The organism is Ectopseudomonas oleovorans (assembly GCF_003052605.1).
Taxonomy (GTDB): domain Bacteria; phylum Pseudomonadota; class Gammaproteobacteria; order Pseudomonadales; family Pseudomonadaceae; genus Aquipseudomonas; species Aquipseudomonas oleovorans_A.
In genome coordinates this window covers 1-21413 of sequence record NZ_QASO01000135.1, presented here as the reverse complement: position 1 = coordinate 21413, position 21413 = coordinate 1, and the positions used below count along the sequence as shown (strand labels likewise).

The 21413-nt window shown below is 59.1% G+C and carries 29 protein-coding genes and 1 pseudogene; 23 read left to right on the top strand and 7 right to left on the bottom strand.

Going from position 1 to position 21413, the window contains the following annotated elements; all coding sequences use genetic code 11:
• The first annotated feature begins 4 nt into the window (after positions 1-4).
• On the top strand, positions 5-601 hold the full coding sequence (locus DBO86_RS24590; protein WP_003461527.1) for a cytochrome c3 family protein: 597 nt from the start codon (positions 5-7) through the stop codon (positions 599-601).
• 42 nt (positions 602-643) lie between these two features.
• Here DBO86_RS24590 and DBO86_RS24585 read toward each other — a convergent pair whose 3' ends face one another.
• Complete coding sequence (locus DBO86_RS24585) at positions 644-1120, bottom strand: TlpA disulfide reductase family protein (protein WP_104729484.1); 477 nt, start codon at positions 1118-1120, stop codon at positions 644-646.
• A 30-nt stretch (positions 1121-1150) separates the two neighbouring features.
• Between DBO86_RS24585 and DBO86_RS24580 the strand changes: the two genes are divergently transcribed.
• Complete coding sequence (locus DBO86_RS24580; RefSeq protein WP_108235134.1) at positions 1151-2554, top strand: pilus assembly protein PilZ; 1404 nt, start codon at positions 1151-1153, stop codon at positions 2552-2554.
• A gap of 114 nt (positions 2555-2668) precedes the next feature.
• Positions 2669-3061, top strand: a complete 393-nt coding sequence (locus DBO86_RS24575) for a hypothetical protein (RefSeq protein WP_108235133.1) — start codon at positions 2669-2671, stop codon at positions 3059-3061.
• A gap of 48 nt (positions 3062-3109) precedes the next feature.
• Here the strand turns inward: DBO86_RS24575 and DBO86_RS26945 are convergent, their stop codons facing one another.
• Positions 3110-3310, bottom strand: coding sequence for a hypothetical protein (locus DBO86_RS26945; RefSeq protein ID WP_074860691.1), 201 nt, complete (start codon positions 3308-3310; stop codon positions 3110-3112).
• Positions 3311-3535: 225 nt separating this feature from the next.
• Positions 3536-4753 (bottom strand): YihY family inner membrane protein, encoded by a 1218-nt coding sequence (locus tag DBO86_RS24565; protein WP_074860680.1) that lies wholly within the window; start codon positions 4751-4753, stop codon positions 3536-3538.
• 142 nt (positions 4754-4895) lie between these two features.
• Between DBO86_RS24565 and arsC the strand changes: the two genes are divergently transcribed.
• The 3 genes from arsC to DBO86_RS24550 are packed head-to-tail and all read left to right on the top strand — an operon-like array spanning position 4896 to position 6252.
• Positions 4896-5249 carry an arsenate reductase (glutaredoxin) gene (gene arsC, locus DBO86_RS24560; RefSeq protein ID WP_039964772.1) on the top strand — a complete coding sequence of 118 codons (354 nt, stop codon included), beginning with the start codon at positions 4896-4898 and terminating at the stop codon, positions 5247-5249.
• Entirely contained in the window at positions 5246-5842 is a 597-nt protein-coding gene (gene wrbA / locus DBO86_RS24555) for an NAD(P)H:quinone oxidoreductase (protein WP_045735176.1), read from the top strand. The genes arsC and wrbA overlap by 4 nt, the downstream gene beginning before the upstream one ends.
• Positions 5843-5844: 2 nt before the next feature.
• Complete coding sequence (locus tag DBO86_RS24550; RefSeq protein ID WP_072425414.1) at positions 5845-6252, top strand: DUF2069 domain-containing protein; 408 nt, start codon at positions 5845-5847, stop codon at positions 6250-6252.
• Between the two features lie 96 nt (positions 6253-6348).
• On the opposite strand, the gene hda is transcribed toward DBO86_RS24550, so the two are convergent.
• Both hda and DBO86_RS24540 read right to left on the bottom strand, forming a co-directional pair.
• Complete coding sequence (hda, locus tag DBO86_RS24545; protein ID WP_108235132.1) at positions 6349-7053, bottom strand: DnaA regulatory inactivator Hda; 705 nt, start codon at positions 7051-7053, stop codon at positions 6349-6351.
• 170 nt (positions 7054-7223) lie between these two features.
• Positions 7224-7613 (bottom strand): hypothetical protein, encoded by a 390-nt coding sequence (locus tag DBO86_RS24540; RefSeq protein WP_108235131.1) that lies wholly within the window; start codon positions 7611-7613, stop codon positions 7224-7226.
• A gap of 434 nt (positions 7614-8047) precedes the next feature.
• Between DBO86_RS24540 and DBO86_RS24530 the strand changes: the two genes are divergently transcribed.
• The 13 genes from DBO86_RS24530 to DBO86_RS24475 all read left to right on the top strand — a co-directional run bounded on the left by DBO86_RS24530 (position 8048) and on the right by DBO86_RS24475 (position 16164).
• Positions 8048-8272, top strand: a complete 225-nt coding sequence (locus DBO86_RS24530; protein WP_425266822.1) for a DNA-binding protein — start codon at positions 8048-8050, stop codon at positions 8270-8272.
• Positions 8273-8590: 318 nt separating this feature from the next.
• Positions 8591-8887, top strand: a complete 297-nt coding sequence (gene pflM / locus DBO86_RS24525) for a lysogeny maintenance protein PflM (RefSeq protein WP_108235128.1) — start codon at positions 8591-8593, stop codon at positions 8885-8887.
• Positions 8884-9096: a hypothetical protein gene (locus tag DBO86_RS24520; RefSeq protein ID WP_108235127.1), complete on the top strand. Its 213-nt coding sequence runs from the start codon at positions 8884-8886 to the stop codon at positions 9094-9096. Before pflM ends, DBO86_RS24520 begins: the two co-directional genes overlap by 4 nt.
• Positions 9093-9488 carry a hypothetical protein gene (locus tag DBO86_RS26360; protein ID WP_208630563.1) on the top strand — a complete coding sequence of 132 codons (396 nt, stop codon included), beginning with the start codon at positions 9093-9095 and terminating at the stop codon, positions 9486-9488. Before DBO86_RS24520 ends, DBO86_RS26360 begins: the two co-directional genes overlap by 4 nt.
• Before the next feature lie 181 nt (positions 9489-9669).
• On the top strand, positions 9670-10050 hold the full coding sequence (locus tag DBO86_RS24515; protein ID WP_108235126.1) for a DNA-binding protein: 381 nt from the start codon (positions 9670-9672) through the stop codon (positions 10048-10050).
• Positions 10051-10065: 15 nt separating this feature from the next.
• Entirely contained in the window at positions 10066-10245 is a 180-nt protein-coding gene (locus DBO86_RS24510; RefSeq protein ID WP_108235125.1) for a hypothetical protein, read from the top strand.
• 9 nt (positions 10246-10254) lie between these two features.
• Entirely contained in the window at positions 10255-10458 is a 204-nt protein-coding gene (locus DBO86_RS24505) for a hypothetical protein (RefSeq protein ID WP_108235124.1), read from the top strand.
• An 11-nt stretch (positions 10459-10469) separates the two neighbouring features.
• Positions 10470-10676 (top strand): major capsid protein, encoded by a 207-nt coding sequence (locus tag DBO86_RS24500; RefSeq protein WP_108235123.1) that lies wholly within the window; start codon positions 10470-10472, stop codon positions 10674-10676.
• Between the two features lie 137 nt (positions 10677-10813).
• Positions 10814-12169, top strand: a complete 1356-nt coding sequence (locus DBO86_RS26140) for a virulence factor TspB C-terminal domain-related protein (RefSeq protein WP_167399161.1) — start codon at positions 10814-10816, stop codon at positions 12167-12169.
• Between the two features lies 1 nt (position 12170).
• Entirely contained in the window at positions 12171-12488 is a 318-nt protein-coding gene (locus tag DBO86_RS24490; protein WP_108235122.1) for a DUF2523 domain-containing protein, read from the top strand.
• Entirely contained in the window at positions 12489-13661 is a 1173-nt protein-coding gene (locus DBO86_RS24485; RefSeq protein WP_108235121.1) for a zonular occludens toxin domain-containing protein, read from the top strand. It begins immediately after the preceding gene.
• Between the two features lie 149 nt (positions 13662-13810).
• Positions 13811-15106, top strand: a complete 1296-nt coding sequence (locus tag DBO86_RS24480; RefSeq protein WP_108235120.1) for a hypothetical protein — start codon at positions 13811-13813, stop codon at positions 15104-15106.
• Entirely contained in the window at positions 15106-16164 is a 1059-nt protein-coding gene (locus tag DBO86_RS24475; protein ID WP_108235119.1) for a phage integrase, read from the top strand. The genes DBO86_RS24480 and DBO86_RS24475 overlap by 1 nt, the downstream gene beginning before the upstream one ends.
• On the opposite strand, the gene DBO86_RS24470 is transcribed toward DBO86_RS24475, so the two are convergent.
• Both DBO86_RS24470 and DBO86_RS24465 read right to left on the bottom strand, forming a co-directional pair.
• Positions 16137-17207: an AI-2E family transporter gene (locus DBO86_RS24470; RefSeq protein ID WP_108235118.1), complete on the bottom strand. Its 1071-nt coding sequence runs from the start codon at positions 17205-17207 to the stop codon at positions 16137-16139. The two genes, DBO86_RS24475 and DBO86_RS24470, sit on opposite strands and share 28 nt — an antisense overlap.
• Positions 17208-17280: 73 nt before the next feature.
• A complete protein-coding gene (locus DBO86_RS24465; RefSeq protein ID WP_108235117.1) occupies positions 17281-18321 on the bottom strand; it encodes a DUF2066 domain-containing protein in 1041 nt (346 codons plus the stop codon).
• Positions 18322-18560: 239 nt separating this feature from the next.
• Here DBO86_RS24465 and purM point away from each other — a divergent pair, with 239 nt between their 5' ends.
• The 4 genes and pseudogenes from purM to DBO86_RS24445 all read left to right on the top strand — a co-directional run.
• Positions 18561-19619 carry a phosphoribosylformylglycinamidine cyclo-ligase gene (purM, locus tag DBO86_RS24460; RefSeq protein ID WP_104729489.1) on the top strand — a complete coding sequence of 353 codons (1059 nt, stop codon included), beginning with the start codon at positions 18561-18563 and terminating at the stop codon, positions 19617-19619.
• Positions 19619-20263 (top strand): phosphoribosylglycinamide formyltransferase, encoded by a 645-nt coding sequence (purN, locus tag DBO86_RS24455; RefSeq protein ID WP_084342005.1) that lies wholly within the window; start codon positions 19619-19621, stop codon positions 20261-20263. The genes purM and purN overlap by 1 nt, the downstream gene beginning before the upstream one ends.
• Positions 20264-20271: 8 nt before the next feature.
• A complete protein-coding gene (locus tag DBO86_RS24450) occupies positions 20272-20988 on the top strand; it encodes a DUF3108 domain-containing protein (RefSeq protein ID WP_104729490.1) in 717 nt (238 codons plus the stop codon).
• Positions 20989-21231: 243 nt separating this feature from the next.
• A pseudogene (locus DBO86_RS24445) lies at positions 21232-21413 on the top strand (transposase); the annotation flags it as partial.

Sequence of the window (21413 nt, the reverse complement as noted above, 5' to 3'; positions counted from 1 at the left end):
TTTCATGAAGTCGTTAATGGCCCTGCTCAAGGAGTACTGGGGCATCCTGCGCCGCCCAAGCGTGCATTACAGCCTGGGTTTTCTCACGCTTGGCGGCTTCATCGCCGGCATCATTTTCTGGGGCGGTTTCAACACCGCGCTGGAGGCCACCAATACCGAGCAGTTCTGCATCTCCTGCCATGAGATGCGTGACAACGTGTACGTCGAGCTGCAGGACACCATTCACTACAGCAACCGCTCCGGGGTGCGCGCCACCTGCCCGGACTGCCACGTACCGCACCAGTGGACGGACAAGATCGCGCGCAAGATGCAGGCGTCGAAGGAGGTCTGGGGCAAGATCTTCGGCACCATCAGCACCCGCGAGAAGTTTCTGGAAAAGCGTCGCGAACTGGCCGAACACGAATGGGCACGGCTCAAGGCCAACGATTCGCTGGAATGCCGCAACTGCCACAACTTCGACTACATGGACTTCACCAAACAGAGCCCACGCGCCCGCCAGATGCACTCCAGCGCCCTGGCCAGCGGCGCAGCCACCTGCATCGATTGCCACAAGGGCATCGCCCACCAGTTGCCGGACATGAGTGGGGTGCCGGGTTGGTAAGACAGGCACCGCTTGTTCGCGGTGCTCCGCTCTTGCGCTGGTCTATTCGCCGCGCAGGCGTTCGAGATGTGCGAGCAGCCCGGCGGATGTCTGCTCACCGACCAGGCGCTCACGCAGTTTGCCCTCGGCATCGACAATGTAGGTGACCGGCAAGACATCGGTGCGTGGCAGTTCGAAGCGTGCCGCCGGGTTCTGCGCCAGCACGGTGAAGCGGATGTCGAAGCTGTCCGCCGCACGCTTGAGGTCATCGCCCTGCAAGGCATCGAAGTTGACGCCAATCACCCGCGCCGACTGGTTTTTCAGCGTTTCTTCCAGCGCGTTGAGCTCGGGAATCTCGGTGCGGCACGGCGCGCACCATTCGGCCCAATAATTGATGATCAGCCACTGGCCATCGAGGCTGTCAGCCGTTACCTTTCGTCCATGCTGGTCAGGGCCGAAATCTTCGGCGCAAGCCGTTAGCAGCAAACCGGCGCAGATAACCAAGACAGCCTTGCCGACCTTGCGGAGCCCTAAGCCCATGTACTCGTTCCTCGTCCACTCGGGGTTGATATGACGCCAGATGCCCTGCGCCTGGAGGTTCCGGAAATCCGCGAGGACAACCGCGTAACACCGGCGGAGGTCGCCCAGCAACTCGCGGCGGCCCGCCTGCTGGAACCGGAGCATGGCCTGCAGCACGTACTGAGCCTGTTGTTTTCGCTCAATCGCAGCCATCTGACCTTACTGGAAAGGCAGCGTGCGCTGCAAAGCTTCAGTGACGAGTATCGGCATTACGCCAGCTTCGCCAATCCCCACCCACCCAGCACACTGTTCGTGCGCCTGTGCAGCGAGCTGGCCAGCGGTTTCAAGCGCCTGCTGCTGCAGATCCTGCAGGGCCGCCAGCCATCGCTGCCGCATCTGGCCTGGTGCCTGTACATGGCCCAGCATTTCCTTGCCCAGCAGTTGCTGCGCCACTACCACCTTTATCAGGAACCCCCGCCAGCACTGTGGCGCGACAGCCACCTGCTGTACTGGATCGGCGAGCATCAGCAGTGCCTGGACGAACCAGTCGCGGCGGCCTTCGAGCCGAAACCGGCCAGCACCCTGCGCGGCCTCTACCAGCAGATGCTGCTCTTGGCCCTGAGCAACCCCTTCCATCTCGATGAAGGCGAATGCCTGACTCTGTTCAGCGCGCTGGCACCTCTGGCGGCGCTGGCCAGGCTGCAAGCCTGGGACGAGGAAGACGATGCCGAAGGCCCGGTAGTCGACCTCAGCGAATCACAGGCTTGCCTCAGTTTCGAACAGCGTATCGAAGGCGAAGCCGCCAACCTGCGCCGCTTCGAACTGGGCGCGCTGCTGATCGCCCTGCATGAGCCGGCACCACTGCAAAGCATGCAGGAACGCCAATTACTCGAACGGGTACGCCAGCACTGGCTGGGCCGCCAGCAACGTCGCCATGAACGTGCCGAACTGGAAGGCCAATGCAGCCTGGTGGTGGGTCTGCCGGCCATTCATGCGCAGCTGCTGGATAAACTGCCGCAGCGTACCGAGGCGCAGATTCTCGACGCCAGCCCGGGCGGCGCGCGCCTGCTGTGCAACGCCAACGAGGGTGGACAACTGCAGGTCGGGCAACTGGTTCTGCTGCTGACCAATGCCACACCGACCCTGGCACTGGTGCGTTGGCGTCATCTCAATAGCGAAGGCCTGCACCTCGGGCTGCGCTATCTGAAAGGCCTGCCGCGGCCGGTCTGGCTGCGGCGTGCACCCAATGCGCAGACTCACCCTGGCGTACTGCAAAGCACCCCGGCACCGGGCAACGGTTGGCACCACGGCCTGTGGTTGCCCAACGGCCAGTTCAGCTCCGGCGAGCATCTTTGGCTGCAATTGGCCAGCGTGCATAACCAAGCGATTTTGCCGCTGCCCGACAGTAACCTGCAGACCTCATCGGTTACCCGCCACCCGCTACGCCTGGCCTGATATACAAAACTGCGACTCCAGTCACGCGGCCTGTCCGCCGAGTACACAGTTTCGCCAACAGGTGGCTGCTTATAATTCCAGGCACTCAAGTCTCACCCTGCCTGGAATTTCACCATGTCCCAAGCGCAAGACAAGCTGATTGGCTCCGTGCCCTCGCGCATCGTCGACGGCGCCCGCCTGCTGGTCACTCCCTACGAGGGGCGCGTGGCCGAATACAACGTCGCCACCTGGCTGCAATTGCCGGGGCTGGCCAACCTGCCGGTATCGCTGCTGGTGAGTTATCGCGACGGGGACAAGCGCCGCGAGGTGAATGTCGACCATGGCAAGGTCAATGCCCATGGCAAGATCCTGCTCTCCGGGATCGCTCGCATGCCAGTGCGGATGAAGATCGAAGACATGCAGGTACGCCTGCGCTCAGCTGTGCCGGCGCAGAGTCTGGTGGTCGAGGAATTCTTCGTTCAAGCCGTCGAATTGGCCAACAGCGAGACCCGCCAGGCCATGGCCTGAACCAGAACGGCAACATCGAACCCCGCGCAGTGACGCGGGGTTTTGCTTTCAGCCAGAGGAAACTCCGGGGCTGGGCGCAGCCCGCGGGATTGAACCGTCAGCGTCTGGCTGCAGGTTTTCGGCAACCACGTGTTCGAGCAGCGACTCCGGCCAACGCGCGAACTCCAGCCCAGTGATTCGGTTGAGCCGCGCCAGCGCTTCCTGCGGATCGCGTCGATGAAGGTGGATTACCCTGTTTTTTACCGTCATTACTGCCTGCGTCCTCAGCGATCCCTGCCCCTGCTGGCAGTTCGATAGCAACTGCTCCTGCAGTAGCTAGAAGCGTGCCAGCCCTTGTACAACGCATTCCTTGGCGCCTACCCCTTGCGTCCAGGCCACGGCAGGACTAGACAACGCCTGAAACTGACGCTTTTTGTCACCCATTTTCGGCGCCTTCTCTCATTCACCGTCGCCCACAATGTCGCGCAAGTTTGCTCAGCCCTTGCCCGGTAACCAATCCGCCAGACTGACTCCGAACTGCTCCTCGCGCTCCGCCTGCAGGCGCTCCAGTCCCTCGCGCAATGCCGGATACCAGGGTTCGTCGAGCTGAGCGGGCAGTTGCGACAAACTCGGTAATGGCCAGGGACTGCACTCGAGCAATTGATACAGGGAGAAGTTGTGCAGATCGCGGCACAGCACCCACCCTCCGCCATTGGCCTTGCATGCCAGGTGCTCGCGCTCGAGAAAATCCATCACCTGCGTCCACTCGTCTTCGGGCAACCGCCAGCCCGCACGTTGCATGTCGCCATAATGCAGAGCCTCGCCCTTCTGCTGACGTTTGAGCAAAAGCCGCAACACCACCAGCACAATCAGCCCCTTGGGGATAGGCTCGCGGCGCCAGTGCCGCGGTTGCGACAGGCCATATACCAGCTCGGCGCCCAGCAGCACGATCAACCAGGACAGATAGATCCACACCAGAAACAGCGGCACCGTGGCGAAGGCGCCGTAGATCAGGTGATAACCGGGAAAAAGCCGCACATAGAGGCCGAACAGCGCCTTGGCCACTTCGAACAGCACGGCGCTGAACAGGCCGCCCAACAGAGCATGAGACAACGGCACACGAGTGTTGGGGACCGCGGCATACAGCAAGGTAAAGGCCGCGATGCTCGATAACAACGGCGTGAAAGCAAGCAGCGTCTTGGCGCCGATTACTGCATCCGGCCCGGAGATCAGTGACAGCGAGGCGATATAGGTACTGACCGCAAAACCGGCCCCCAGCAGCAGCGGTCCGAGGCTGAGAATCGCCCAGTACAGCAGGAAGCTGGACATCCCGCGGCGCGGCTGGCGCACCCGCCAGATCACGTTGAAGGTCTTCTCGATAGTCACCAGCATCAGGAAGGCGGTGACGGCCAGCAGCCCCACGCCAAACCAGGTCAGCTGCCGCGCCTGCGTGGTGAACTCACGCAGATACTCCTGCACCGTCTCGCCCGTGGAGGGTACGAAGTTGTTGAAGATGAACCCCTGGATTTCCTCGCCTACACCCTGGAACGCCGGAATTGCCGACAGCATGGCGAAGGTCACGGTCATCATCGGCACCACGGCGAACAAGGTGGTGTAGGTCAACGCCGCTGCGTTGCCTGCGCCGCGGTTATCCACGAAACGCTGATACAGGCTGAGCCAGAACCCCATCCAGTCCTTCAAACGACGCAGCATGACCTCTCCTTAGCCCTCAAACCTAAACAGACAGACAATGCGCCGCGTAAAAAGGTCGCAGCAAAGCCGCCCCAGCGGTTTGCGTGCATCCGTGCATCAGGCGGTTAGAATAGCCGCCACTTCAAGCCGGATGCGAGCCACCATGACCGACCTGACCCTCTACCACAACCCGCGCTGCTCAAAATCCCGCGCCGCTCTGGAGCTGCTGCAAGCCCGCGGCCTGCAACCGCACGTCGTGCGCTATCTGGAAACGCCACCCAGCGCCAGGGAGCTCAAGAGCCTGCTCGGCAAGCTGGGTATCTCCGCACGCGACCTGCTGCGTAGCGGCGAGGACGAATACAAGACGCTGGGCCTGAGCGATGCCAGCTTGAGTGAGGCGCAGCTGATCGAGGCCATGGCTAAGCATCCCAAGCTGATCGAGCGCCCGATCCTCATCGCTGGCGACAAGGCCGTGATCGGCCGACCACCGGAAAAAGTACTGGAGCTGCTGGCATGAGCGCGCCCTACATCCTCGTGCTCTACTACAGCCGCCATGGCGCCACCGCGCAGATGGCCAAACAGATTGCCCGTGGCGTCGAGCTGGCTGGTTTGGAAGCACGCCTGCGCACAGTGCCGGCGGTATCCAGCGAATGCGAGGCCGTTGCGCCGAGCGTGCCGGAGGACGGCGCCATGTACGCCACCCTGGATGATCTGAAGAACTGCTCGGGCCTGGCCTTGGGCAGCCCGACCCGTTTCGGCAACATGGCCGCACCACTCAAGTACTTCATCGATGGCACCAGCAACCTGTGGCTGACCGGCGAACTGGTCGGCAAGCCGGCAGGCGTGTTCACCTCCACCGCCAGCCTGCATGGCGGCCAGGAGACCACCCTGCTGTCGATGATGCTGCCTCTGTTGCACCACGGCATGCTGGTCTGCGGCCTGCCCTATAGCGAATCGGCCCTGCTCGAAACCCGCGGCGGTGGTACGCCCTACGGCCCCAGCCACCATGCTGGCGGCGACGGCAAACGCGCGCTGGACGAACATGAAATCGCCCTGTGCCGTGCACTGGGTCAACGCCTGGCGCAAACCGCCAGCAAACTGGAGCGCTGAACGTGGCCCGAGCGAAGAAGCCCCTGCCCAGCCTTGAATGGCTGGAGCCACGGGTCAAACTCAGTCGAGCACTGAGCCTGTTCAGTTTCATCGCCCTGCTGACCCTGCTGCTGGTGTGGAACCTGGCCTTCGCCGATCTGCATGGCGCGCGGGTCGGCGTGGTGCTGGCCATTCAACTGTTGCCACTGGCGCTACTCGCCCCCGGCATGTTGCTAGGCAACGCCCGTGCCCATGCCTGGACCTGTTTCGTCGTCAACATCTACTTCATCCAGGGCGTACTGGCCGCCATCGACCCGGCGCGCGCACTGTTCGGCGCGTTGGAGGCGGTGATCAGCTTCGGCCTGTTCTGTTGCGCCCTGCTCTACACCCGCTGGCGCTTTCAGTACGACCGTAAACTCGCAGGTGAATAAACGTCCTGATGTGGGAGCGAGCTCTGCTCGCGAAGCGCTTGTGCAGCTAAAAATTCGCGAGCAGAGCTCGCTCCTACACATGAGCTCCCGAAGCAGCTACCAGCCCAAGGTTTCCTTGAGAAAGGGAATGGTCAGCTTGCGCTGGGCTTGTAGCGAGGCCTGATCCAGGCGTTCCAGCAGCTCGAACAACGCGCTCATGCTGCGTTCGCCACGGGTAAGGATGAAGCGGCCGACCTCATCGCTCATCTGCAGGCCACGACGCGAGGCGCGCAGCTGCAGGGCGCGCAGCTTGTCCTCATCGGACAGTTCATGCAGCTGGAAGACCAGCGCCAGGGTCAATCGCGACTTCAGATCGGGCAGTTGAATGGGCAGCTCACGCGGCGACATGGTGCCAGCCAGCAAAAGACGCCGGCCGCTGTCACGCAGACGGTTGAACAGGTGGAACAAACCCTCTTCCCAGTCGCTGCGGCCAGCCACTGCATCGAGATCATCGAGGCAGACCAGCTCGCACAGCTCAAGGTTGTCGAGCAGCTCCGGGCCGTGCTGCACCACTTCGCTGAGCGGCAGATAGACCACCGCCTCGCCACGCTGCTCAAAACGCAGGCAGGCCGCCTGCAGCAAATGGCTGCGCCCGACACCGTCGGCGCCCCACAGGTAGATCAGGCTTTCCGTCCAGCCGGCATCGGCTTCGCACAGACGCTCGACATAGCCGAGCGCAGCGGCATTGGCGCCGGGGTAGTAGTTGGCGAAGGTGGCGTCATCACGCAGACGCACCCCCAGAGGCAGCTGGATTGGTTTCATGCAAGGGGCTCGTCGGAACCGCTGGACTCTCCGTAAAGGCCGGAAAGTTTATACCCTTCGTCAATTCGTGTCATTGCGGGTCTATTTCGTGTCAATTCAAGGGCTTAGGCGAATCTGCTGGTTCGATTACGGTTCGATCTGGGCCAGTGTTTTCGACACTATTTCGACACTCACGGGCAATGTTGGGCTATGCCTTTTCGGGTTTTCTCGCCGGGGTTCTGTGCGTTCATGTCTCTCCAGAATTTGCACTCCGGGCTATTGAATTTCTCATCATAGGCGCGCTGCCGTGCCTGTGCGGCTTGTGCCTCTCGCGTTGCATTTATTCTCTGCTCTGCTTTGGCGCTTTCTGCTCGCATACTTTGGCTAATTCTTTCTAGCTGATAGTTTGCCCATGCGTTAATGATCACAAGTCTTGCGCCGTCTGCCGCTAGTATTCCTAGTAATACAGCTAGAAAGATAATGCCGAAAAGCTCTGCGCTGCTCCGTTCGCGCTTGTAGAAGATGGGCTGTCTTATCTCTTCATCCATGTCTAACTTCAGGCTTTTTAGTTGTTCATTCATCGTCTGCACTCCTTTGCCTAAACCAGCGTTCGGCAACTTTCTTTGTTAGTTCGATTCCGCTCTTTGACTGGGCAATTTTGAATGTGCTTCGTCATATTCAGGGCTTGTCTGGCCTTTGTCGGGCATTACTTCGCCAGTCATTAGCCACCATCGGTATTGTGGATATACCTTCCCTAGCTGTTCTATCTCCTCTGCGGTAATTCTGGCTTTCCCTCTTTTTATGCTCTGCCATCTCACGTACTCCTTGCTGTTCACGGCCGCTAGGTCTTTCAGGCTCGTTTTCTCCAGCAATTGAAGCGCTCTATCAAGCATTTTAGGCTCATTTAAAAAAACAATTTTATGGACTATTGCCATAATCAACTTGATTATGGATACTGTCCATATGGATTTATTCCATATGGAATAGACCGCCAATGACCCTAAATAGTGCCGGAATGACCCAGACAATGGAAACGGAAAACCTTGATCAAACCCAAGCGGCGCCCCTGGCTGACGTCGAACTGCCTGAAGTCTGGGCCGCACGCAACGGCGTAACGCCTGATATGGCCCGCAATTGGGTCAAAAAGGCCGTTCTCCCGTCAGTCAAGGTCGGCAAGCGTCGCATGGTCAATTGCGTGCTGTGGCGTCAGCACCTTGCTGAATTGGAGTGGGTATCGTGAACGATCAACTGAAAGCATTCCTGTCTGTTCTGCTTACTTCCCTCGTCGATCTGCGTAAATTCGGCTTTGGGGACGGTCACTCTTATTCCTATGTGCTTGGCATGTTGAGGGCTGCTGAGGTCAGCGGCGTTCTGACGTATGAGCAAGCAAGTTTGTTGCGTGACATTCTCGGTAACGCTGCAAACCATGCGCGACATCCGTTCCCGTGCGAGGAAAATGCAGGCCCTTGCATGCCTATCGTCGTTTGGTGGGATCGTCACAAAACCGCTCTAGAGGTCAAAGCACGCCTAGCAAAGCCCCAAGCGCAGGACTCGGCCAATGAAAAGCCTGAGCCAGTACCTGCGCCAACCTCACGCCCTGAGCTGCGACTGCTCTGTCTGCTGGACGAAACGGGAAGTCCCGATAGTGCAAAGCCTGTGGCAACTATGCAGCCAATGCCACCCCGGTCACGTCTCCACGGTCAATGGCCGTCTGAATGTCGTGCCCCCCTCGTACTGCGCGACACACAAGCCCGGCGCCCGTCCGCCTCGGTATTGGTACGTTGTGAGCAACATCGGCAAGCCAACGCCTTTCGTCCCGCTGCGCGAACCATTTGAGCAAGGTGAATTGTTATGACCATCCCAGCCCGTAAAGACATCAGCGATATTGAAGACAAAGAGCGCCGCTTCCACGTCATGGCGCCCGCCTCTGTCGTCGTCGCGCTGCAAGCTGAAGCTGTTAGCCGCTGTGTCGATGCCTGGCGCCTGGGTGGTGCTGTGATCCAAAGCTGGTTGGAGGCTGGTTGCCCTGACCAGATCGAACGCCGTAAAGAGGTCGGACAATGATCGTCCTGGCCGCAGTGGTGCTTCTGGCGAAGCGCGCCATGGGCCTGCGGCTTGCTAACTGGCTGGCCCATGGCGCGCTCGCCCAACTGCGGCCAGGACTTTGCTTTTTCGCCCTCGCCAACGCCGCCGGTTTTGAACAGGTCAAGGGCCGCGCTCCCGGCTCGTCGGAACACGCTTCACCGTTCCGGCGAACGGAAGCACGGGCGAAGCGTACCCTTGAACGCCCGCCCGACCAAGCAAGCCTCGGCTGGGGAGTTGGGGCAGCTTTTCCGCCCCAGCTCCCGAGCCCTCGGCGGCGAGAGCGGGATGACAAGGGCAGCGCCCTTGGTGTTGCAAGAGGGATCGTTACCCGAAGGGCCAAGACAAACACGCTTCACCGTTTGGCTTGGTGAGCGTAGCGAGTAGAGCCCGGCCCGAAGGGCTTGCCCGATAAGTTGTAAAAGTAAGACCGAAGTAAACAAGTCTGCGAAAGCGAACAAGGCCAATTAAGGGTCATGAGCCTCTGCACGCCGAAAAACGCTAAAGCAGACAACTAACGCGCAACTAAGCGCACAACTGTAAGAGGTAATAACCATGTCTTTCGCTATTCCGGCTGCAACTTCTATTACTTCCCTGTTCGTCACTAAAACGGACTACTATACAAAAAAAGATACCGGCGAAGTTATGGCGACTGTTCAAGCACTGTCGCCAATTCCTGCCGGTGCTCAAGGCAACGCTAAGGGCTATGAGGTCACTGAGTACCGCGCTGACGCCTCGGTTCTCGATCAGGTCGATCTGACCCAGGGCCCCGTATCGGTCAAATTCGAAAGCCAGATTCGCCCCGTTACCGACCGCTTTGGCCGCACCACAAATACCCAGGTTCTGACCAAAGTTATCGTTGACCAGCAGCAGCGCCAAGCGGCTCCGCAGGGCGGTAAGCCTGCATCGCAGCCGTCTGACGCCGCCAAGGCCTGACAGGAGGGCGCCGCCGTGCTGATCGTTGATCGCGTGCTGTGCGACTGCTGCGGGCGGGCTATGGGCCAGCTCTACAACCAGCCTGCACCCCAGTCCGACCTGTTGCCTGATCTTAACAAGGCGCCCGACCTCGTGATTTGCCCCGACTGCATCGCCATGGCCGAGGTCATCCGTGACCCCAGCTTGGCCGAGTAAGGGGGCGCCATGAATTTCATTGTGTGCGACGGCGTATGGGAGAGCGCAGGCCAGACCCCGGTTTGTGTCGGCACCCTCTCCACCGTCGCGCTCAGTGAGATAAGCCCGACCGGGCTAACTGCTGAAGAACATGCAGAAATACGGGAACAAGCCCTGATTTTGTTCGCAATAGTCTTCGGCGCTCTCGTGCTGAAAAAGGCACTCAACTTGTAGGAGATACACCTATGCAACAACTGAAAACCCTGGCCCGCTCGTTCGGTGCCGTCGGCGCTGTTGGCCTGCTGGCCGTACAGCAAGCCCATGCCGCTCTGCCTGCTGGCGTCACCACTGCCCTTACTGATGCGCAGGTCGATGGCGTCGAGATCGCGGGTATCGTGCTTGGCGTGATTATCGCTATCGCGGCCTTCAAGTATCTGCGTCGCGCGCTGTAAGGCCGGCTGTTCCAAAACCAGCCCGGTAACTCGTTATCGGGCTTTTTCACATAAGGGCTTTCCCATGGACGCCAATATGTTGACCACTATCATTATTGTTATGGCGTTCTGGGCTTTATTTTTTGGGCGGGTTTGAGATGAAGACTTTTAAACTCCGGTCTGCCCTGGCTTTTTTATTGCTTTCTTTGCTCTGCTCTCAGGCAGTTAGAGCTGAAGGTTATTATTGGTTCTTGCAGGGTGATCCGGATACGCGCGCTTATTATCCTGAGTCGCTCTGTCTGTATATGCAACAAAAGTATCACCCTGGCTCCGATGTTTATTGGCGGCTTAGAAATGACCCTGCAAACCCTGAAACACAGAAATTTTGCGATGCTTATACTACTTATGCCACTGTTGCTGTTTGGCAAATAGCGCGCGATGTATGCCCTTCTGGCCACACTGTAAACAAGACTACCGGTCAATGTGAGGTTCCTCCTGAATGCCCGATTGGTGATTTGTTTCCTGCAAAAGGGTCTAATGGTCCCGTTATTAATTCTGCCGGTCGAAACTATGTTTTGGACGGTGGCCCGCCATCCATCTGCTATAACCAATGCACATATAACGGAGGCGATTACACCCCAGCATCTAGCTGCTATTTTGTAAACGGCTCAACAGATACTGGTTTTTGTAACTATGTCCTAAAGTCCACCGGTGGAAGTTGCGGCGCTGACAGTTACGAGTTTGCCCAGTCCGGCGACTCGTTGAACCCACCCCAGACTCCCGATGTACCACCATCCGATCCCGACGATCCCGGCTGCCCGTCTGGCTGGGCCTGGTCTGGCACCACGTGCGTTAAAACCGATGGCGGCGATACTGGCGGCGGTGATACTGGCGGTGGTGATACTGGCGGTGGCGATACCGGTGGTGGCGGTGATACTGGCGGTGGCGATACCGGTGGTGGCGGTGATACTGGCGGTGGCGATACCGGTGGTGGCGGTGATACTGGCGGTGGCGATACCGGTGGTGGCGGTGATACTGGCGGTGGCGATACCGGTGGTGGCGATGGTGGCGATGGTGAAGGCCAGTGCGATCCGTCTACTGATCCTAACAAATGTGGCCAGTCCAGCGTTGGCGGTGAGTCCTGCAATGTTGACCTGGTCTGCGAGGGCGACGCTATTCAGTGCGCTATTCTGCGCAAAAATAAAGAGCAGGTTTGCCAGTGGACGTATGACGCCAACGTAAAACAGCAGATTGCTGACGAACTTTCCGGTGAGGCTTACCAACTTCAGGAAACTAATATTCCTGTGAGCGGTTTCTTTACTGAGGCTTTGAATAAAGGTCGTTGGCTTCCGCAAACTTGCCCAGCGCCTCAAACTATCAATGTCATGGGTAATACATATTCGTTTAGCTGGGAGCCGCTTTGTCGGTTTGCCACTGCAATGGGGCCTATTATCGTTGCCTTGGCTTCGATCTTTTTCGCTGTTTACATTGGCCGTGCTTTGAAGGGGTCTTAATATGCCGATACTTCCGATTATTGCCACTTTCTTGGGTTCTATTGTTTCTGGCCTTGTATTTCGAGCGCTTGCCTCGCTCGGTTTTGCCTATGTCAGTTATGTGGGCATTGGGCATCTGATAGATCAGGTCGATGGTTACGTCAAAACATTGTTTGGCGCCGTTCCGCCTCAAGCTGCCGCTATTCTTGGTATGGCTAAGCTCGATGTGGCAATCAATATTATCTTGGCCGCTGTCATTGCTCGTCTGCTTTTGGCTGGCATGGATAAAGTCACGGGCACCATCACAGGCCTTGCTCTGCTTAATAAGGTGGGCGGTTAAATGTTCGTTCTACGCACTGGTTTGCAAGGTAACGGCAAGACTTTAAACACGATTAAAGAAGTAGATTTAAAAGCGGCTAAAGAAGGTCGCCCGGTCTACTACCATAACATTCGCGGCTTCGATCCTAATGCCGAAGTCCTTGAAGCCGTCTGGCAAGAATTCGACGATCCTCTTAAATGGTACGAACTGCCACAGAACGCCATTATTGTTATCGATGAGGCTCAGACCTTTTTTCGAGTTCGTCCTGTCGGCTCTACTGTTCCGCCTTATGCCAGCGCCCTGGAAACAATGCGCCATCGAGGGCACGAGTTACATTGCATAACTCAAAACCCTGGTCTACTCGACACGCACTTTCGCAAGCTCTGCAACTCGCATATCCACTACGTTCGAGGCCATAAAGGTAAGGTTATCAAGCGCTGGCAATTCGAGCGCGTAAACATGGACGTTGAAAAAAAGAACGATTTCAGCGACGGCCAAGCCACCCGCGTTTTACTCGATAAAAAATATTTCGGTGTCTATCAGTCCGTTGCTGAAGGCTCAGAACATCACATGAAGTTCAAGCCGCCTCGGGCGCTATTCGTTTTTATCATCTGCTTAATAGGCGTTTCATATTTTGGTTATGGCATTTATGAGCGTCGCATTGCTACCAGCAACCCGGAGCCTGACCCCATTTCTCAGACTGAGGCTTTTCAATCGAACACTGTACCGGCTCAACAAACATTACAATCAACGCGCCCGCCCCTGAGCGAATCCGATTACCTCGCGCTCAGAACTCCCAGGATTCCAGATGTACCTAGCTCCGCGCCTATCTATGACGAAGTTACTCGCGCTGTGACCTACCCGAAGTTGTCCTGTATGTATACCGCCGATACCGACCTGATCCAGCGTAACCATAAACGTTTTGTCGTTGGCTTCCGTGAGGGCCGTTTGTACGGCTGTCGCTGCAATACTCAGCAAGGCACCCGAGCGGTCGTTTCCTTTGACGGTTGCATGGCTTACGTGAACGAAGGTGCTTTCGATCCGGCCAAACCTGATCCGCTACCTAACAACGAGCTTTTGCCTCCGGCAGAACAGCAAGCTGTAACAACTTCACCCGTCACCCCGCAAGTCCCCAAAAATGCGCCTGGTCATTCAGCCTGGCCTTCCGTGGCTGGTTATGAGGGTTCGTTGTGAATGTGCACACGTCTACGCCATGCGCGGCGGCGCGGTTGCGCGTGAGGCACGAGCGCGCGTGTGCGCCGTCGCGCGGGCGCTGACGTCCCTGTAGCACGTCAATAAAAGAACAGTGAAAACGGTCAATAACGGGTCAGTAAGGTTATTTCATGTCTAAGTCAAAAGATCAGATTCGGGTTTTGTTTGGTGTTGACGGTCAAGTCGAGGAAAGTCCCAAGGGTCGCCACTTCTTTGACCAGCATCTTGCCAAGTTCACCGACCTGTCAGGCGTTCGCCTGCTCCGCTGCGGTGTCGATACCGTCCGCCAGCTCTATGCTGGCCTTTTGCGTCCTGACTTCCTGTCGCTGTTCGGTGACAAGCCCGGCATGGTCGATTTTGCGGGCTACCGCTTCCACGCGTCCCGCGTTGGTCGAGATTCCGGCTACCAGTTCAAGCTTCAGAATGCTGACCTGGGGCTGATCCTGCTGATCAAGAATTTTAACTGCAAGGTCGATGTGATCGGCCCTCATCTAAAGATCGAAGTATCGCCCCATGCCATTGACGCCCATGAGCCTGACCGCCTCCAGTCCGTTATGGATCGTCTTGCCAGCGAATGCATGACAGCCGTCGAGCCAAAGCAATGCGCCGTGCACCTTGCGCTTGATTTTCAGGGCTGGACGCCTCCAGACGACATAACTGCCCGCCTTCACTGCAAAGCCACTGCCCAGCGCCGTTTTGACGGCATCAGCAGTTTTGAGTGGGCAGACAAGTCGGCCACCTATGGCCGTGGTCAGTCATACATGTTCGGCTCTGCCGGTGCCTGCCAGCTCGGTATCTACAACAAAACGCTTCAGGCCAAGTCCATCGATAAACTCGACTGGTGGGAAACGGTATGGCGTCGCCGTGACAATCCGTTTGATGCCGACGATGCTGGCAACTATGACCCTGAACAGCCGGTTTGGCGCTGTGAGCTTCGCTATCATCATTCCGTGGTCAACCAATTCGCTGCCGGAAGCTGCTCGGTCGAGTCTGGCCAGTTCATTGAAACGCGCACCTTCGCTGAGTTCGCTCCGCACCTCGATGGCCTTTGGCGCTACGGCCTGACGAATTTTCGTCTGCTGGCTCGCCCTGGTTTGCTCGATGCGTTCTGGCAGTTGATTCGTGACGATGTTCGTGTGCAAACGGGTGTCACTTCCCTTGTCGATAAGACCGAGTACAGGCGTAAATACAAGACGGCTACGGGTTTCAGCGGAAAGAACATTGACCTAATGGTCGGCAACGCCATTTCGCTGTTTGCACGGCAAGGGGTCGATCCAAAAAAGGCTTATAAGGCGCTCAAAACCCTGCCCTTTTGGCCGCTGATTCGCACCTACTACCGTGACAAGGGAATGACTGGGCAGGACATCCGCGCCATGGTTGGTGAACGCCTGGAGGAACGGGTTATCAGGTGGGGGCGTGCCGTCTAATGGCTATCGAACAACTCCCTGACGGTCGCTGGAAAGTCGATGTCGAGCCGGTTAAAGGCAAGCGTTTTCGTAAGACGCTAAATACCAAGGCTGAGGCTCAGCGCTTTGAGGCTAAGTGCCGTACTGAATGCATTCAGCCACGCGACTGGAATCCCAAGCCCAAGGACAATCGTCGGCTCAGCGAAGTCATACAACGCTGGTATGACCTGCACGGCCATGCCATTACCAGCGGCCTGCGTCGGACTAATGCGCTCAAGCTCATGGCTAAGCGCCTGGGTGATCCAATAGCGCGCAAGTTAACCGGCTCTGCTGTCGTAGATTTGCGTCGCCGTGAACTGGAGTCGGGCGCTAAGCCTAAGTCGATCAATAACCGCCTTTCCTACCTCAAGACGGTTTTCAACGAACTGTACCGCCTTGGCGATATCGACTACTCAAATCCGCTTGCCAATCTCAAGCCCCTCAAGTTTCAAGAAGCCCAGCTAACCTATCTGACTGTTAATCAGATTAAGCAATTGCTCGATGCTCTCGAGGGCAGTCGCTCTAAAAGCGTCCGCCTCGTTGCAGAGCTATGCCTTGCTACGGGTGCTAGGTGGTCAGAGGCTGAAGGCCTTCGGCCTGAGCTTGTCAGGAACGACACCGTGACATTCGTGAACACAAAGTCTAAGCGCGTTCGCACGGTTCCTATCACCCCTGACTTGGCCAAGCGTCTTGCAGCCCATTTCGAGGCCAACTCACGTTTCGCCAGTTGCCTGCGGGCCTTTAGGATTGCCCTCAAGGGGAGTGGCATCAAGCTGCCAAGGGGGCAGGCAAGCCACGTGTTGCGCCACACGTTCGCCAGTCATTTTGTCATGAACGGCGGTGGCATCCTGGCGCTTAAAGAGATTCTTGGGCATTCATCCCTGACGGTGACAATGCGCTATGCGCACCTCTCACCGTCTCACCTGCGTGATGCTGTGCGCTTCAATCCGCTTGATGGTTTCGACACTTCTTCGACACCCCGCAAAAAGAGTCGAAAGAAAACCCTTAAAAATCAGTCACTTGATGGCGATTCACCGTAAAGACCGGAAAGTTTATACAAATCATGGGCATGGCGCAGCAGAACCATGATCACCGCTGCTACCGGCAAGGCCAACAGCACGCCGGTGAAGCCAAACAGCTGGCCGCCAGCGAGGATGGCGAAGATCACCGCGACCGGGTGCAGGCCGATGCGATCGCCCACCAACATGGGCGTCAGCACCATGCCCTCGAGCATCTGGCCGATCATGAACACCACAGCGATGCCGATCAGGGGATAGGGTTCGAGGCCGAACTGGAACAGCGCGGCGGTCAACGCCGCACCGATGCCGACGATAAAGCCCATATAGGGCACGATGCTCGCCAACCCCGCCAGCACGCCAATCAGCAATCCCAGCTCCAGCCCCACCAGCATCAGGCCCGAGGCATAAATGATGCTCAGCGCCAGCATCACCAGTAGCTGGCCACGCAGGAAGGCGCCGAGCACCTCATGGCATTCGCCTGCCAGCTTGACCACCAACCCCTCGCGTTGACGCGGCAGCAGGCGCCGCACCTGCTCGACCAGCACATCCCAGTCGCGCATCAGGTAAAAGCTCACCACCGGAATCAGCATCAGGTTGCCGAGCCAGGCCAGCAGTGCCAACCCCGAGGATGTCGCCTGGGCCAGTACCGCCTTGAGCACGTCGGTGGTCTTGCCAATGTTGTCGGTAAAGACCTGCTTGAGCTGGTCGACCTGCAGCAGGTCATCCTGCAGCCCCAGATGCGACTGCGACCAAGGCAATGCCGTGCCCTGCAGCCAGTCGATCACCTCCGGCGCCAGTTGATACAAACGCACCAGTTGCCGCCCCAGCATCGGCACCAGCACCAGCACGAGAACCAGCAGCACCAGCGCAAACAGGGTGAACACCACCACCACACCACCGGTACGCGACAAGCGATGCCGCTCGAGACGGTCGACCAGCGGGTCGCCCATGTAGGCCAACAGGATGCCGATCAGGAACGGGGAAAGAATCGGGTGCAACAGGTACAGCAGCCAGCCGAGCAGAAACAGCCCAGCCATCCATAGCCAGCGGGTGGAATCGGTCATGCTCGCGTCCTCGATGCGAAACGGCGCCAGGAAGGCGCCGCGTAACTGGGCTGTGATCCAGCCGGCGCCAATTCTACCAGCGAAAGCGCAACTGATCGGTGCGCGGTTTCACCTGCGGAGCCTCGGTTGCGCCCGTTTCAGGAGCCTCTACCGGCGCTGCGGCGTCGAGCGGCTCGCTGACTTCCTGCAACTGCCCCAGTGCCAGCTGCGCGCGCAGCTGCTCCGGGCTGGCGCTGACCTGATAGACCAGACGCTGACCGTCGATCTCCTGCAAACGCGCGGCGAAGGGTTCGAGCAAGCGCTCCAGCGCCGCGAAACGCCCCAGGTCAGCCCCTTCGATAACCAGCGTCAGGCTGTGCGCCGCGCCAGGCTTGACGACGAACCGCGGCGCCAGGCGCTCGGCCACGGCCAGCAGCACTGCATCGGCCAGCGCAGCCTGATCGGCGCCCTCAGCCTTGCCCTGTTCACGCTCGTCGCCCAGCCACAGGCGCCAGGTCGCCTGCCAACTGCCGCCGCTTTCGGTCGCCTGCACGGCCAGCAAGGCATCGGCGCCATAACGCTCGGAGGCCTCACGTAGCGCCTGTGGATCGTTGGCCAGCAGCACATCGGCATTGCCCAGTGCCTGCTCGCTCAAATCAGCCAGAGGCAAACGCAGCGGCAGGCCGCGGTGCTGAGCCGCCTCGCGCAGCAGCGCCGACGCACTCTGACTCTCGCCGACCAGCTGGCTGCCTTCTGGCGCTTCGTTGAGCCACCAGACGAGAATCGCCGGTCGATTGGCGCCCCACAGGGCCAGGCCAGCCTGGCGCAGCTGTTGATCCGTGCTGGCCGGATCGAATTCGACCAGCAACGCATCGCCCTCGAAACCAAACTGGCTGACGATCTGCTGCGGTTCCTTGCGCAGGCCGTCCAGCGCCGGGTTCTGCAACGCCTTGGCGTCGCCGGTCAGGCGCAACACCAGAGTCTGCAGGGCTTTTTGCATGGCAGCATCGCGACTTTCCGGCTGTTGGTCAGCCACAGGCTCACGCACCTGGTACAGACCGGCAACCGGCGCGGCCAATGCCGGCAGGCTCAGAAGCGACAGACAGACGAACAACAGGCGGATGGAAAAACGCATCGGGGGACTCTCGCAAGGGATGGCTGCACGGCGGCGGGGCACAAAGGCCTATACCTTAAACAGCCGCCCCCGCCCCGGCAACCAGCGCCTGCGACGAAGCGCATGCACGCGAGTGGCCGCTACCGGGCAAGCCTGATAAAATCGCGCGCCTTCGCCAGCCGGTACGCGCGCCAGGTTCCCTGAATGAGCCTGCGCCACGTCGGCGCCTACACGAACTCCCCATCCAAAGGCCCGGATCTATGAGCAAGCAACCCTCCATCAGCTACAAGGACGCAGGCGTCGACATCGATGCCGGTGAAGCCCTGGTCGAACGCATCAAAGGCGTCGCCAAGCGCACTGCGCGTCCGGAAGTCATGGGTGGCCTGGGTGGCTTCGGCGCCCTGTGCGAGATCCCGGCCGGCTACAAACAACCGGTGCTGGTATCCGGCACCGACGGCGTCGGCACCAAGCTGCGCCTGGCGCTGAACCTGAACAAGCACGACAGCATCGGCCAGGACCTGGTCGCCATGTGCGTCAACGACCTGGTGGTCTGTGGCGCCGAGCCGCTGTTCTTCCTCGACTACTACGCCACCGGCAAGCTCAACGTCGACGTCGCCGCCACCGTGGTCACCGGCATCGGCGCCGGCTGCGAGCTGGCCGGCTGCTCCCTGGTCGGCGGCGAAACCGCCGAGATGCCGGGCATGTACGAAGGCGAAGACTACGACCTGGCCGGTTTCTGCGTCGGCGTGGTGGAAAAGAGCGAAATCATCGACGGCTCCAAGGTCGTTACCGGTGACGCGCTGATCGCCCTGCCCTCCTCCGGCCCGCACTCCAACGGCTACTCGCTGATCCGCAAGATCATCGAAGTCTCCGGCGCCGATATCGAGCAGGTGCAACTGGATGGCAAGGCCCTGGCCGACCTGCTGATGGCACCGACCCGTATCTACGTCAAGCCGCTGCTCAAGCTGATCAAGGACACCGGCGCGGTCAAGGCCATGGCCCACATCACTGGCGGCGGCCTGCTGGACAACATCCCGCGCGTACTGCCGCAAGGCGCCCAGGCGGTGATCGACGTGGCCAGCTGGAATCGCCCGGCCGTGTTCGACTGGCTGCAGGCACAAGGCAACGTCGACGAGCACGAGATGCACCGCGTACTCAACTGTGGCGTCGGCATGGTCATCTGCGTGGCACAGGATCAGGTCGAAGCCGCCCTGGCCAACCTGCGCGCCAGCGGCGAGCAACCTTGGGTCATCGGTCAGATCACCGAAGCAGCCGAAGGCGCAGCCCAGGTGCAGCTGAACAACCTGAAAGCCCACTGATGCCCTGCAATGTCGTCGTCCTGATCTCCGGCTCAGGCAGCAATCTGCAAGCGCTGATCGACAGCGTCGCCCACGACGGCAATCCGGCCCGCATCGCCGCGGTTATCTGCAACCGCGCCGGTGCCCACGGCCTGGAGCGGGCGAAACAGGCCGGGATCGCCACCGAACTGCTTGATCACAAGCAGTTCGACGGCCGCGAAGCCTTCGATGCCGCCCTGATCCAGGCCATCGATGCCCACCAGCCTGACCTGGTGGTGCTGGCCGGTTTCATGCGCATCCTCACGCCTGGCTTCGTTCAGCACTATGCAGGCCGCCTGCTGAATATCCACCCGTCACTGCTGCCCAAGCACAAAGGCCTGCACACTCATCAACGAGCTATCGAAGCCGGCGACAGCGAACACGGCTGCAGCGTGCACTTCGTCACCGAGGAACTCGATGGTGGCCCCCTGGTCGTACAAGCAGTGCTGCCCGTAATGGCCGATGACACGGCCGAAAGCCTTGCGCGCCGCGTGCATCAGCAGGAACACCAGATCTATCCTCTGGCTGTACGCTGGTTTGCCGAAGGCCGCTTGCGTCTTGGCGCTCAAGGCGCAATGCTGGATGGCCAGCCGCTGCCCGCCAGCGGCCACCTGATTCGAACCTAGGAGACTCTATGCGTCGCGCCCTGCTGTTCGCCCTGACCCTGTTCGCCCTGCCAGCCCTTGCCGAGGATCTGCAGCCTTTCTCCGCCAGCTACACGGCGGACTGGAAGCAACTGCCGGTCAGCGGCAGCGCCGAACGCAGCCTCAAGCGTGAGGAAGACGGCCGCTGGACCCTCAACTTCGAAGCTTCGATGCTGGTTGCCAGCCTTACCGAAGAAAGCACCTTCCGCGTCGACAACGGTGCCCTGCTGCCCTTGACCTACCGCCTCAACCGCAGCGGCCTGGGTAAAGGCAAGAAGGTCGAGCAGGACTTCGACTGGGAGCAGAAACAAGTCATCGGCAATGACCGTGGCGATGCCGTGACCTTTCCGCTCAACCGTGGCCTGCTGGACAAGTCAACCTATCAGGTCGCCCTGCAGCAGGACGTCGCGGCGGGCAAAAAGAGCGTGAGTTACCAGGTGGTCGACGGTGACGAAATCGAAACCTATGACTTCCGTGTACTGGGCGAAGAAGTGGTACGCACCAAGGCTGGCCTGATCGATGCGATCAAGGTCGAGCGCGTGCGTGACCCCACACAAAGCACCCGCAAGACCGTGCTGTGGTTCGCCAAGGACTGGGGCCACCTGCTGGTACGCCTGCATCAGGTGGAAACCGACGGCAAGGAATACCAGATCATGCTCAAGGACGGCACCGTCGCCGGCAAGCCGGTGGAAGGTCGTCGCGACTGATCTGCAACCAAATAAAAAACCGGGCCATTGCCAAGGTGTTGGCTTAATCTGTTGATGCAGATCGCTAACGCCATGATCTGAAAGACAAAAAACAAAAATCCCCAGCAGAAAATATCTCCGCTGGTTTTTTGCTTCTAGGGCCCGTAACCACTAGAGGCTGTTGCCGTTTTTCCCTAACCAGTTGATATATAAGAGAAAACTCGCATCGTTGAAGCTCTAGTCCAACATCGATACGAGTTTACAATGCCCCGATTATTGCTCAGTGATGAGCATTGGTCGAAGCTGCGGGAAATTCTGCTGCGCAAGGCCATCTACCACAAGCGTGATCTACGAATGACCGTGGAGGGCATGCTGTAGCATGTGCACGGGATGCCCCTGGAGAGATCTACCCGAAGCGTTCGGGAACTGGAATAAGGTCTATAAAC